General features: G+C 55.1%; 12 protein-coding genes and 1 pseudogene. 1 reads left to right on the forward strand and 12 read right to left on the reverse strand.

Translation table 11 applies throughout. The annotated features are described in order from the left end of the window. Positions 1-24: 24 nt before the first annotated feature. Complete coding sequence (locus T260_RS126575; RefSeq protein ID WP_031212926.1) at positions 25-1,182, forward strand: aminotransferase A; 1,158 nt, start codon at positions 25-27, stop codon at positions 1,180-1,182. Positions 1,183-1,482: 300 nt separating this feature from the next. Here the strand turns inward: T260_RS126575 and T260_RS126570 are convergent, their stop codons facing one another. From T260_RS126570 to T260_RS126515, 12 genes and pseudogenes are all read right to left on the reverse strand, one after another. Continuing rightward, positions 1,483-2,457 (reverse strand): quinone oxidoreductase family protein, encoded by a 975-nt coding sequence (locus tag T260_RS126570; protein WP_014195329.1) that lies wholly within the window; start codon positions 2,455-2,457, stop codon positions 1,483-1,485. Beyond that, positions 2,454-3,236 carry a 2-phosphosulfolactate phosphatase gene (locus T260_RS126565; RefSeq protein WP_014195328.1) on the reverse strand — a complete coding sequence of 261 codons (783 nt, stop codon included), beginning with the start codon at positions 3,234-3,236 and terminating at the stop codon, positions 2,454-2,456. The genes T260_RS126570 and T260_RS126565 overlap by 4 nt, the downstream gene beginning before the upstream one ends. 9 nt (positions 3,237-3,245) lie before the next feature. Then, entirely contained in the window at positions 3,246-4,304 is a 1,059-nt protein-coding gene (locus T260_RS126560; RefSeq protein WP_011230532.1) for a phosphotransferase family protein, read from the reverse strand. 98 nt (positions 4,305-4,402) lie between these two features. Next, positions 4,403-4,987, reverse strand: coding sequence for a TetR/AcrR family transcriptional regulator (locus tag T260_RS126555; RefSeq protein WP_023634205.1), 585 nt, complete (start codon positions 4,985-4,987; stop codon positions 4,403-4,405). 93 nt (positions 4,988-5,080) lie between these two features. Further along, a complete protein-coding gene (locus T260_RS126550) occupies positions 5,081-6,700 on the reverse strand; it encodes a long-chain-fatty-acid--CoA ligase (protein WP_011230530.1) in 1,620 nt (539 codons plus the stop codon). Between the two features lie 21 nt (positions 6,701-6,721). Beyond that, the gene (locus T260_RS126545; protein WP_011230529.1) at positions 6,722-7,504 is read right to left on the reverse strand and encodes an SDR family oxidoreductase; all 783 of its coding nucleotides are present in this window, start codon (positions 7,502-7,504) and stop codon (positions 6,722-6,724) included. Positions 7,505-7,522: 18 nt separating this feature from the next. Continuing rightward, positions 7,523-8,734, reverse strand: coding sequence for an acyl-CoA dehydrogenase (locus T260_RS126540; RefSeq protein WP_011230528.1), 1,212 nt, complete (start codon positions 8,732-8,734; stop codon positions 7,523-7,525). A gap of 174 nt (positions 8,735-8,908) precedes the next feature. Beyond that, positions 8,909-9,784: pseudogene (locus T260_RS126535) on the reverse strand (NAD(P)-dependent oxidoreductase); the annotation flags it as partial. Positions 9,785-9,801: 17 nt separating this feature from the next. Beyond that, a complete protein-coding gene (locus T260_RS126530; RefSeq protein ID WP_011230526.1) occupies positions 9,802-10,587 on the reverse strand; it encodes an SDR family oxidoreductase in 786 nt (261 codons plus the stop codon). A 102-nt stretch (positions 10,588-10,689) separates the two neighbouring features. Next, positions 10,690-10,908, reverse strand: coding sequence for a hypothetical protein (locus T260_RS126525; RefSeq protein WP_011230525.1), 219 nt, complete (start codon positions 10,906-10,908; stop codon positions 10,690-10,692). Positions 10,909-11,027: 119 nt separating this feature from the next. Continuing rightward, positions 11,028-12,296 carry a 2-oxoglutarate dehydrogenase complex dihydrolipoyllysine-residue succinyltransferase gene (gene odhB, locus T260_RS126520; RefSeq protein ID WP_011230524.1) on the reverse strand — a complete coding sequence of 423 codons (1,269 nt, stop codon included), beginning with the start codon at positions 12,294-12,296 and terminating at the stop codon, positions 11,028-11,030. Positions 12,297-12,327: 31 nt separating this feature from the next. Beyond that, positions 12,328-13,735 (reverse strand): 2-oxoglutarate dehydrogenase component E1 family protein (locus T260_RS126515; protein ID WP_023634207.1); only part of this gene is annotated, 1,408 nt, incomplete at its 5' end.

Consider the following 13,735-nt stretch of genomic DNA (forward strand, 5'->3'; position numbering starts at 1 on the left):
AACAAAAAAGAAAGGTGGACAACCGTGAAACACCTCATTCAACCACGTGTTCAAGCCATTCAGTTATCAGGCATCCGCCAATTTTTCAACCTTGTCGCCGACCGGCCGGGACTTGTTTCCTTGACGATCGGCCAGCCTGATTTCCCAACGCCCGATCATGTCAAAGCAGCCGCTCAGGAGGCGATCGCCGCCGATTTCACGACGTATACAGCGAACGCCGGCCTGCTGGAACTGCGCCAGGCGGCTTGCCAATTCGTCGCTGACAAGTACGGCCTTCGCTACACGCCGGATGAAGTCATCGCCACCGTCGGCGCCAGCCAGGCGCTTGATATTACGTTTCGCACCATTTTAGAAGAAGGGACAGAAGTGCTTCTTCCCGCACCAGTCTATCCCGGCTATGAACCGCTCATTCGCCTGTGCGGGGCGAAACCGGTGTACATCGACACAAGGCCAAACGGTTTCCGTCTGTCGGCTGAGCTCATTGCGCCTTATTTGACGGAAAAGACGCGCTGCCTCGTTCTTCCATACCCATCAAATCCAACCGGGACGGCGCTGTCAGCCGAAGAGCTTGAGAACATCGCTTCCCTTTTGAAAGGACGGCCGATTTGGATCGTTTCCGATGAAATTTACAGCGAGCTCGTCTATCGCGGCCGCCATCACTCGATCGCCGAGTGGCTGCCGGAGCAGACGATCGTCATCAACGGTTTAAGCAAATCGCACTCCATGACCGGTTGGCGCATCGGGTTTGTCTTCGCTCCAGCGTTCGCCGTTGAACAAATGGTGAAAGTGCACCAATACAGCGTCTCGTGCACGTCATCGATCAGCCAAAAAGCGGCGGTGGAGGCGCTGACCGCCGGCAAACACGACGCCGAGGCGATGCGCGCCGCTTACGCCGAACGGCTTGAGTATGCCTATCATCGTCTCACCGCCATGGGGCTGCCGGTTGAGAAGCCGGATGGAGCCTTTTACTTGTTTCCGTCAATCGCCGCCTTTGGCATGTCTTCGTTTGATTTTGCCCTCGATGTCGTCGAAAACGCCGGGGTCGCCCTCGTTCCCGGCAGCGCCTTTTCCGAATACGGTGAAGGCCATGTCCGCCTGTCGTACGCTTATTCGCTCGATGTGCTCAAAGAAGGGCTCGACCGGCTCGAGCGGTATATCCAAACGAAGCGCCGCAGACCGTAACGGTTTTCAAAAATCGTATCGGTTTAGGCCGCCATGCCCCCATAAGAAAAAGGCTGCTTTTCTTTCGACTTTTGTTCACCATTGGCTTTAGGGGAATATACAAGAAAAGGGTGTCCCAAAAGGATCGGGACACCCTCTTTCGTCTCTATATATACGCACTGACCGATTCTTCCGCACTATATTTTGTGTCTACGAATTTTCCTTGTTTTCACTCTCATTTCCGCAATCGATTCTTCCGCACTATATTTTGTGTCTACCCTGAAGGCAGACAGCCTTTTGGGTCAGCCCCCTCTTCTTTACTTATGGCACAAGCAATAGCTTGCCATGCGTTTTCCGCCCCTGCAGCAGCCGATGCACTTCAGAAGCCTGCTCAAGCGGGTAGACGCCGCCGATCATCAGCTTCAGGCTTCCTTCCTGCACCCACGCGAGCAATTCCCGCAAACTTTGTTCGTACAACGCCCGCTTTTTCATGATTTGCGGCAAGAAAAAGCCGATCACTGACCAGTTTTTCGCCATCAGCCGGACTGGATTGAGACGCGTCATTTCCCCGCTCGCCGCCCCATATACGACCAGGCGGCCGAACGGAGCAAGGCAATCGAGCGTCTGATGAAAGACATCGCCGCCCGCCATTTCCAAAGCGACATCGACGCCGCGCCCACCGGTCGCCTCCATCACGTCCGCAGCCCAGCTGTCTTTTGTATAATCAATGGTGACATCAGCGCCAAGCTGTTTGGCGAGCGCTCGTTTTTCCTCCGTGCTTGCCGTGGCGATGACCATTTTGGCGCCGAACCGTTTCGCCAATTGGACGGCAATCGTCCCAACGCCGCCGGCTGCGGCATGAACGAGCACCGTCTCCCCTTCTTCCAAGCGGCCCATCGTTTTGAGAATATGGTAGGCGCTTAGCCCTTGCACCGGCAAGGCCGCCGCCTGCCGGGCATCCATTCCATCCGGAAGCGGCACGACCGCCCGTTCATCGACGGCGACAAACTCAGCGTAGCCGCCGGATTCGATCAACGCGACGACGCGTTGCCCCGGGAGGACCGTTTGCACCTCCGGACCAACTTCACGGACAACGCCGGCCACTTCCGTCCCAGGGATGAACGGAAGCGGCGTCGGCACAACATAGCGGCCTTCCCGTCGGGCTGTATCCGCATAGTTGACGCCGATCGCTTCAGCTTCAATCACGACTTGCCGCCCCGTGGGTTTCGGACGTTCGCCTTCGCAAACACGCAAGACATCCGGTCCACCGTATTCAACGAATTGGACAAATTTCATGGCGATATCCCCTCTTTCGTTACTTTTGTCGACGCCATATTGCGCAGTTCCAGGCCGAACGGCCCCAGCTCAAGTTTTGGAACGGCAGAAAGCGACCCGTGCCGGTTGATGTAGTCGATTTCTTTTTCCAAGCCGTACGCCGTCATCCAACGGCCGACGCGCGAGGCAGACAACACTTCTTTCGCCTTTCCTTCATCTGAATATTGCCGGTAAAAGAACCATGCGGCCGTCGCGCTGTCGGACAGCTCCGCCGCGTTGATCCCTTGCTCGATCAAGCAGTGCACAAAGTAGCCGGCGCCATAAAAGTCTTCTAGGCAAAAACGGCCCGACGAGCCGGAACAAATCACAATGATCGTCTCTTCCTGATGTAAACGGCAAATATGCTCGCTGACCGCCGGGCTGTTCAGCAAGCTCGCCGCGTACACCGCACGGGCTGGCTGAGCTCTGCGAATCGCCACCGTGCCATTGGTCGTCGATAGCACGACTGTTTTCCCTGGACAAACCGTTTGCAAAAACAGCGGCGCCGGCGGATGAAAACCGGCGATCGTCCGCCCTTCGTATTCGCCGACGAGCTCATAGCTGCCCTCTGGCAAGCGAAGCGCGATCTCCTTGGCCTCCTCGGCATCGCGCACCGGGATCACCGAACGAGCGCCGGCAGAGAGAACTGCTGTAATCGACGAGGTGGCAAGCAAAACATCGAACACGACAGCCACCTTTCGATCAGCAAGCGCCATCTCATCAATGTCTTCTTTGCGCAGCACGACATGCACTTTTGTCATCACGCCGCCTCACCGTCCTGTCGCCAGCTGCCATGCATGCTCAATGAGCGCTTCGACAAACTGGCCAAAATGGCGAAACCGCTCATCGTTCGTCTGTCCGCGGCGGTAGCGGTAATAAATTTGCTGGCAAATGACCGCTAATTTAAAGTAGGCAAACGTTAAATAAACGTGTATATCGGACACATCACGGCCGCTTTTTTTGGCATATGCCTCAATAAACTGTTCGCGCGTATAAAAACCGGGACGGACGGTGACCGGCGCGCGGCCAAACCCACTTTTAATGAGTGGAGGATCGTCTTCCTCAATCCAATAACTCATGGCCACCGCCAAATCGGCAAGCGGATCCCCGACCGTCGACATCTCCCAATCAAACAGCCCAACCATTTTGGTGATGTCGTCTTTGGCAAACAAAGCGTTATTCAGCTTAAAATCGTAATGGATTACGGTTGCTTCGCGCTGCGGTGGAATATGAGAAGCGAGCCACTTCATCAGCGCCTCGGCTTCCGGAATATCATCCGTCTTGGCCCGCTCATAGCGCTGGATCCATCCGTGCACTTGCCGTTCCATAAACCCATCCGGCTTTACCATCTGAACGAGGCGTGTGTTCGTATAATCAATTTGATGGATACGGACAAGCGTCTCGACCATCGTCTCGGAAATGCCACGGCAAACCTCCTCCGTCGGAGTGATGCCATCGGGAAAATCACTGTCAATCACGACGCCATGCCGCCGCTCCATGACGAAAAACGGACTGCCGATCACCGATTCGTCTTCACAAAAATAGAATGGTTTCGGGGCGAGCGGGAACAGCGGATGGATTTCAGAAAGCCACGTGCTCTCCCGCTTCATATCGTGCGCTTTCGGCGGCACCGGGCCAAACGGCGGCCGGCGCAGCACCGCCTCCCACTCCCCACAGCGGAGCAAATACGTCAAATTCGACCGGCCGGCGGAAAATTGCTGGATCTCGAGCTCCCCATCCGGCATGTCCGGCAGCACCGTGCGCAAAAACTTGGCCAGCTTCCCTGCCGGCAGTTCTTCCCCCTTGCGCACTGGAATAATCGCTGTCATCTCCCTCTCCCCCTTGGTCAACAATTCAAGCGCGCCATTGCCGCCGCACGAACAGCATCCATCGACACACCTCGGATCAAACTTGTTTGTCTCTCTTTTCACTCGGCTTTCGAGACAGACGGCGCGCTCATGCCATCAAGCAGGATCTCCACCATCTGCTTCGCCACCTCGGCATCGGTCAGCTCGCCGTCCGGACGAAACCATTGGTAGCTCCAATTGGCCGCCCCAAGAACGGTAAGCGTGGCGATCGATGGTGACAAATCGCAGCGCAGTTCACCGCTTTTCATTCCTTCCTCAATCAACGACTGCAGCCGATAGCGGAACAAATCGCGCTTTTCTTTTACTTTTTGTAAATGCTCCTCACTCAAATGCTTCATTTCACGAAAAAAAATGCGAGCTTCCCTTCCTTGCCGCTCGACATTATGAATGAGCATGAAGATAATGTCATACAGCTTCTCCCGCAACGGGCGCTGTTTATCGCTTATAATGCGCTCCTCTTCGTCAAGCAGCCCTTCAATGTAGCGAAGGTGAATATCCATCAACAGTTCTTCTTTGCTTGTAAAATAGTAATAAAACGTCCCTTTTGTCACCCCGAGGGCGTCAACGATGTCTTGGATCGATGTTTCGCTGAACCCATTTTGTTCAAACAGCTCAATGCTGGCAGCCATAATTTTCTCCTTCATGTTTTTACACCTCTTGCCTAAAATGTAGTCGCTGCCAGCTATTGTACCATAAAACGGCCAAGCCTGCTTGGGACTTGGCCGAAAGCCGCGCCGTTATTGCGAGTGGGATGCTTCTTCACGCAAGGCGCGGCGCAAAATTTTCCCGACGTTCGTCTTCGGCAGTTCGGCACGGAACTCGACAATGCGCGGCACTTTGTACGCCGCTAAGTTTTTTCGGCAATGGGCAAGAATTTCTTCTTCGCTTGCCTGCATTCCATCTTTTAAAACGATAATCGCCTTCACCGTTTCGCCGCGATACGGATCAGGCACACCAACTGCCGCCGCCTCTTTCACCGCTGGATGCTCATACAGCACTTCTTCGATTTCGCGCGGATAAATGTTGTATCCTCCCGCGATGATCAAATCTTTTTTCCGGTCGACAATCGTCACATACCCTTCCTCATCGATCGAAGCCAAATCCCCGGTGTACAGCCAACCGTCGCGCAGCGCCGCCGCCGTTTCTTCCGGCATGTTCCAATAGCCTTTCATCACTTGCGGTCCACGGATAATCAGCTCGCCGACTTCGCCTGGCGGCAGCTCTTGCGTGCCAGTCGCCACATCGACGACTTTGTACTCGGTCAGCGGCATGCCGATGCCGACCGTGCCCGGCTTGCGCGCCGCAAACGGCGGATTGCAATGCGTCACTGGCGAGGCTTCGGACAAGCCGTATCCTTCAAGGATAACCGCTCCCGTTTTCGCTTCGAAATCACGCATCAATTCAAGCGGCATCGGCGCGCTGCCGCTGTTGCACGTTTTAATGCTACTGATGCCGTATTGCTCGACTCCAGGAGTATTTGTAATAGCGACATACATCGTCGGCACGCCTGGAAACACGGTCGGCTGCTTGTCGCGAATCGTCTCCAACACTTCTTTCAGCTCAAAGCGCGGCAGCAAAATGTTTTCCGCTCCTTGGTAAATGGCCAAGTTCATTCCCGACGTCATCGCGAACACGTGGAACAACGGGATGACAGTTAAATATCGCTCTTTCCCGAACTCAAATGTCCCTTTGAAAAATTCGGCGCATTGCAAGACGTTGGCGAAAATGTTGCGATGGGTGAGCATCGCCCCTTTTGAGCGCCCTGTCGTCCCGCCAGTATATTGCAACACAGCGACGTCATGCGTTGATTCGATCGACACCGGGCGCACAGCTCCGCTTCCTGCAGCAAGAAATTCGTCAAACGTGACATCTCCTTCAGCCAGCGAAACGGATGGCGGCGCTCCGAAGCTGACAGTGATCGCTTGTTTGACGGCTGTCTCCCCTCTGACGGCGGCAAGGCGCGGATAAAGCGGTTCATAAATGACGATCGTCTCGGCGCCGGAGTCTTTGAGCAAATAGGCAAGTTCGCGCTCAACAAGCATCGGGTTCACTTGTGTGACGATCGCGCCCGCCTGCAAAATGCCGTAGTAAGCGATGACATACTGCGGGCAGTTCGGCAGCATAATCGCGACGCGGTCGCCTTTTTGCACCCCAAGCGCCTGCAGGCTTGAGGTGAAACGGTTGACCGCCGCCTCAAGCTCGGCATAGGTGATCGTCTTGTCGTAAAATGTCAGCGCCGGCTGGGAGCCGAATTCCGCCGCTCGTTCATGCAGTACATCGCATACCGTTTTGTCGGGAATATCCATATAGAACGAAATGTGTTCCGGATAAAGAGACAACGCCCGTTTTTCGCTCATTTGCGTTTCCCCCTTTTTTAATTAAATGCCGGTCGCATGGCTGCCGCCGTCAACGACGAGGAGCGCGCCCGTGACAAAGGCGGACGCCGGGGAAGCGAGAAACAAGACGGCCCCTTTCAAGTCATCTTCGCCGCCAAAGCGGCCGAGCGGCGTATGCTCGAGCACTTTTTTCCCAACGCGTTCAAGAACGACTTTTGACATTTTCGTCGGGAAAAAGCCCGGCGCCACCGCGTTGACGCGAATGCCGTGCTTCCCCCATTTGGCTGCTAGGTCCCTCGTAAACGTAATAACCGCCCCTTTGCTCGTGTTGTAGCCGATCGTATTTAAAATGTCCGGGTGCGTGCCGCCAAGGCCAGCGACGGAAGCGATATTGATGATGGAACCGCCGGTTTGTTTGGCGATCATCACCTTGCCGACCGCCTGGCTCATGAGAAACGTGCCGGTAACGTTGACGTTGATCACCTTTTGCCATGCCTCAAGCGGCATTTCCTCGACCGGCGCTCCCCACGTCGCTCCGCTGTTGTTGACTAAAATGTCGATGCCGCCAAACTCTTTGACGGTCGTTTCGACGACATGTTTGACCTCCTCCGGATTCGTCACATCGCACCGCAGCGCCAGCGAACGGACGCCGAGCTGTTCAAGCTTTTCTTTCACTTGCTCGCACGCTTCCACTTTCCGCGAACAAACGACGACGTTCGCCCCGGCTTCGGCAAGACCGACGGCAATTTGCTCGCCGAGCCCGCGCCCACCGCCAGTGACAATGGCGGTTTTCCCCTCGATTTTAAATAAGTCCAACACATGCATACGACCACTTCCTCTCCCTTATTGTTGATATTGCCGCAATTCAAGCTTGGCAACTTGCTCTTTATGCACTTCGTCCGGCCCATCGGCCAGACGGAGCGTGCGCGAGTTCGCCCACATGGCGGCAAGCGGAAAATCGTTGCTCACCCCAGCGGCGCCAAACGCCTGAATGGCACGGTCGATGACCTTCAAAGCGACATTGGGCGCCACCACTTTAATCATCGCAATTTCTTTGCGCGCCGCTTTGTTGCCGACCGTATCCATCATGTACGCCGCCTTTAGCGTCAGCAAGCGCGCCTGCTCGATCTCAATGCGCGACTGGGCGATCCACTCGCGGATGACGCCGTGTTCAGCGAGCGGCTTGCCGAACGCCACCCGCGACTGTACGCGCCGGCACATGAGTTCAAGCGCTCGCTCCGCCGCTCCGATGAGGCGCATGCAATGGTGGATCCGTCCCGGGCCAAGCCGGCCTTGAGCGATGGCGAACCCTTTTCCTTCGCCCCAAATGATGTTTTCTTTCGGCACGCGCACATGGTCATACGTAATTTCGGCATGCCCGTGCGGCGCATGGTCAAAGCCGAACACCGGCAGCATCCGTTCGATTTTCACGCCCGGCGTATCAAGCGGAACGATGATCATCGACTGTTGCTCATGTTTTGGCGCATCGGGGTTCGTTTTTCCCATCACGATGGCGACTTTGCAGCGCGGGTCGCCGGCGCCAGACGACCACCATTTCCGTCCGGTGATGACATACTCATCGCCGTCGCGAACGATCGAAGCGCGAATGTTCGTCGCATCGCTCGACGCGACATCCGGCTCCGTCATCGAAAAGCACGAGCGGATTTCTCCGTTCAAGAGCGGGATGAGCCACTTTTTCTTTTGCTCCTCTGTGCCATAGCGGACGAGCACTTCCATATTGCCCGTATCGGGCGCATTGCAGTTGAACACTTCCGGGGCGATGAGCGAGCGGCCCATTATTTCGCAAAGCGGCGCGTACTCCACATTCGTTAATCCCGCGCCGTATTCGCTGTCTGGCAAAAACAAATTCCAAAGCCCTTCTTTTTTCGCCTTTTCCTTCAATTCTTCGATGATCGGCGGCACGCCCGACCATCTCGACTCTTGTGTGTTCAGCTGCTCCTCATACACCCTCTCGTTCGGATAAATGTAATCCTCCATGAAAGCGCTTAATTTTTTGATCAACTCTTTCACTTTTGGTGAATAAGAAAAGTCCATATGCTCCCCTCCCTTTTATACTAACCGGTTGGTATGTTGTTTCTACTTTTACTATACCTCTACAAGATGAAATATTCAATATTTTTCGATAAATACATCCGAATTTGCGCTTCCCATCTCCCCTGCTTCGCTGAGAAGACAGAGAAGATAAAAAAGGGCGAACAACCGCCCCGATTACGCCTTAACATACCGCTTGTATAGCGCTTGCGTGCCGCTGTTTTCCTCACCGGCTTGCGCCAACTCTTCGTACAGTTGCTTGGCGAGCGCCAGGCCTGGCAGCGGCAAGTTCATCCGCTCGGCTTCCTCAAGCGCAATTTTCATATCTTTAATGAAATGCTTGACGTAAAACCCAGGAGCAAAATCTCCTGACAACATGCGCGGCGCCAAGTTGCTCAGCGACCAGCTGCCGGCTGCCCCTTTGGCGATGCTTTCAAGCACTTTGAATGGATCAAGACCAGCCCGCTTCGCATACGCCATTGCCTCGCACACCCCAATCATGTTCGTCGCGATGGCAATTTGGTTGCACATTTTCGTATGCTGGCCGGCTCCAGCTCCTCCTTGCCGCACGATGTTCGTGCCAAGCCGCTCGAGAATCGGCTTGCACGCCAAAAAGACGTCCTCATCACCGCCGACCATAATCGTCAACGTTCCTTCGCGCGCGCCGATGTCGCCGCCGGACACCGGGGCGTCCAAAGCATGGATGCCCTTTTGCTTGGCCGCCTCGTAAATCGATTGCGCGAGCGTCGGCGTTGACGTCGTCATATCGATGACATATGTTCCCGGCCGCGCATTCTCCAAAATGCCACCCTCGCCGAAATACACTTGCTCGACATCGCGCGGATCGCCAACCATCGTCATGACGACATCCGCCTCCCGCGCCAAATCAGCAACCGTTTCCTTCCAAACCGCTCCTTCTTGAAGCAAGTCTTCCGCCTTTTCTTTTGTGCGTGTATAAGCTAGAAGTGGATAGCCCGCCTTCAGCAAGTGGCGCGCCATGCTTTTCCCCATGACGCCAAGGCCGATGAATCCGATCGTTTTCATCCGGTCTTCCCTCCTGTCGGTTTGCCTTAAATCGCCTTCACCATGCCGCCATCGACAATGAGCGCTTGACCAGTAACGTACGAATTCGCTTCGGACAGCAAGAAGACGACGACATTGGCAAACTCTTCAGGGGTTCCGTAGCGGCCGAGCGGAATGGCGCTTTTCATGCGCGCTTCCATTTCTTCTTTCGTAATGCCGAGTTTCTCGGCATTCACTTTGTCCAAAAAGGCGACGCGCTCCGTCGCGATCCGACCAGGAGCCACCGTATTGATTAAAATGCCATCCGGAGCCAGCTCAACAGCAAGCGTTTTCGTCAGCCCAACGATGCCAGTGCGGAACGTGTTGGATAAAATAAGCCCCGGAATCGGCTCTTTAATCGATGATGAGGCGATGTTGACAATTTTTCCTCCCTTTTTCTTTAAGTAAGGGAGCGCTTCGCGAATGAGGCGAATATAGCTTAACAAATTGAGCTCAAACGCATATTGCCAGTCTTCGTCGCTCACCGTTTCAAACGTTCCCGCCGGAGGGCCGCCGGCGTTGTTGACGAGCAAATCGATCGTCCCAAACGTCTCGACCGTTTTGGCGACAAGCTGGCGAATGTCGTCGGCGTTGGTGACATCTGTGCGCGTATAAGCGACGCGTCCCTTATGTAAACTGTTCAATTCTTCCGCCACTTCGTGCAACTTTTCTTCGTTTCGGCTCGTGATCATCACGTTTGTTCCTTCAAGCACAAGCGCTCGCGCAATCGCCTTGCCAAGCCCTTGGCTCGAGGCAGCGACAAGCGCCGTTTTTCCCGCCAATCCAAGTTCCATCGTCATCCCTCCAACAAAAGAATGGGTGTTAAGTAATTATATTCGCGATCATTCGTCATTTTCCTTCTTTCGATCAGCGAAAAAAGTGATCCGCTGGGCGGATCACCTCTCTTCGAAAAACGACTGAAACCGTTTCATCCCTTCCTCGACATTAAGGCGGTCAACGTGAAACGAATTCGGATTGGCATCCTTCATCGGATCAGCATCAGTCCGCACCCCAATCGCCTCGGCGCCGTCGGCGGTCGGATCGTTGATGACGCTTTCACGCGCGCCGTCGCGGTAAAACATGTGCGGGTGATCGTTTCGTCCACGCTCTGGCATCAAATTCCCCCCTTTTTTCCGGTAGTGTTCCGTAAGACATGGAAAATCATTCACCGATCAAGGAAAGGCGGGGAAAAAGAAAGAGCCTGCGCATCGCAGGCTACCCTTTTCCTTCCTAATCAGCTTTCAAGCAGCAAATCTTCCGGATTTTCGATCAAGTCTTTCACCGTTTTTAAGAACCCTACGGCCTCTTTGCCATCGATGATGCGGTGGTCGTATGACAAGGCGACGTACATCATGGGACGGTTTTCGATCCGCTCTTCATCGACGGCGACCGGACGCAGTTTGATCGAATGCATCCCTAAAATGCCGACTTGCGGCCCGTTGAGAAGCGGGGTCGACAGAAGCGAACCGAACACACCGCCGTTCGTGATCGTAAACGTACCGCCTTGCAAATCGGCAAGCGACAACTTGTTGCTGCGCGCTTTCGCTGCCAATTCGGCAATGTCGCGCTCAATTTCAGCGAAGTTTTTCCGGTCGCAGTCGCGCACAACCGGAACGACAAGCCCTTCGTCCGTCGACACGGCGACGCCGATATCATAATATTTTTTCAACAAAATTTCATCGCCTTGAATTTCCGCGTTGACGTACGGATATTTTTTCAGCGCAGCGACAGCCGCTTTGACGAAAAATGACATAAAGCCGAGGCGGACGTCATGCTCTTCGAAAAATTTATCTTTTTTCCGCTTGCGCAGATCGATGACCGCCGACATGTCAATTTCGTTGAACGTCGTCAACATCGCGGTCGTTTGTGTCACTTCAAGCAGCCGTTTGGCGATCGTTTGCCGACGGCGCGACATTTTTTCGCGGATGACCGGCTTGCCGGCCTCAGCGGCTGGAACGGCGGCCGGCGTCGACGTCGGCGCGGCTTGCGGAGCCGGCTGCGGGGCGGCGGCCGGTTGTGCGGCAAACGAGGCGACGTCTTGTTTGCGCACGCGCCCAAGCGGATCAACGGTCGGCACTTGCGTCAAGTCGATCCCTTTTTCACGCGCCATTTTCCGGGCGGCCGGAGAGGCGATTGGCCGCTGGCTCGGCGCCTGGGCAACCGCGACTGGCTGCGGCGCTGGCTGTTCATTGCTGTCGGCCGGCGCGACCGTTTCCGTTTCATCGGCTGGCTGCGGAGCAGCTTGCAAAGCGGCAGTCGGTGCTGCCGCTCCTTCGCCGATAATGGCGATCGCTTGGCCAACCGCAACCGTATCGCCTTCATTGGCCAGCAGCTGCTGCAAAACACCCGACTCTTCTGCCATAATTTCCACGTTCACTTTATCCGTTTCAAGCTCGCAAATTGATTCTCCTTTTTCCACGTAGTCGCCCGGTTTTTTCAGCCATTGGGCGATCGTTCCCTCCGTGATGGATTCTGCTAACTCTGGGACTTTGATCTCAGCCACGTTGATGCCCTCCTCAAATATTCCGTAGTCATCATTCATGCTTCGTCAATGCACAGCGGATGATGCGCTCTTGCTCTTTTCGGTGGACGACCGGATCGCCTTCCGCCGGGCTGGCCCGCCGGCGCCGCCCAATGTAACTGACATCGACACCCTCTGGAGCCAACGCCCGCAGGCGCGGTTCCATATACAGCCATGCCCCCATGTTTTTCGGTTCTTCTTGCACCCAGACGAGCTCTTTGACATTCGGATAGCGGGCGATGATGTCTTTCACCGCTTCTTCCGGGAACGGATACAGCTCTTCAATGCGCACGATATGCAGCCAGTCAAGACCTTCCATTTTGCCGATTTGTTCCGCCAAATCGATCATCAATTTTCCGGTGCCAAACACGATGCGTTCCACTTTGCCAGCGTCAGCGCCCAATCCCGGCTGTTCGAGCACCGGCGAGAACGCACCGTCAACGAACGCTTCCGCATCCGACGCCGCCAGCGGATGGCGGAGCAAGCTTTTTGGCGTCATGATGATGAGCGGACGCACTTCTTCTCTTGTCAACAGCGCCGCCTGCCGCCGCAAAATATGGAAATATTGCGCGGCCGTCGATAAGTTGGCAACCGTCCAGTTGTTTTCCGCCGCCAGCTGCAAAAAGCGCTCGACGCGGCCGCTTGAATGTTCAGGGCCTTGCCCTTCGTAGCCGTGCGGCAATAGCATGACAAGCCCGGATTTTTGCCCCCATTTCGCCCGGCCGGATGAAATGAATTGATCAAACATCACTTGCGCCATGTTGGCGAAGTCGCCAAATTGCGCTTCCCAAAGCACGAGCGTCTCCGGCGCGTAAACGTTGTAGCCGTATTCATAGCCGAGCACGGCGGCTTCCGTCAGCGGGCTGTTGTACACGACAAACGACGCTTTGGCGCCGCTGATGTGGTGAAGCGGCACATACTCTTCTCCGGTTTTCACGTCATGGAGCACCAAATGGCGCTGCGCAAACGTGCCGCGCTGCGAATCTTGCCCGGTCAAGCGGATCGGCACGCCGTCTTGCAAAATCGTGGCAAACGCTAAAATTTCCGCGTGCGCCCAATCGACTTTGCCGTTTTGCGCAAACACGCCGCTTCGCCGTTTTAAAATGCGCTCAAGCTTGTTAAAGACGTTGAATCCGTCCGGAAACTGCAGCAATTCTTCATTCACACGATGGAGCACGTCTTTCGCCACGCCCGTTTTCACTGCCGGCAGCCGATCGACGACCGGTTTGGGCGGATCCATGATGAAATCGAGCTCGTCTTCGTTTTTCGGCACCCGTTCGTAGGCGATTTTCAGCCGTTCGGCCACCTCTTGCTCCATTTCGTCGACTTCCCGCTCGGTGATGATCCCTTTTTCCATCAATTTTTGCGCATACAGCTGGCGCACGGTCGGATGTTTTTCGGCCATTTTTTTATATGTTTGT

This window comes from Geobacillus thermopakistaniensis, assembly GCF_000498995.1.
Classification (GTDB): Bacteria; Bacillota; Bacilli; order Bacillales; family Anoxybacillaceae; genus Geobacillus; species Geobacillus thermoleovorans.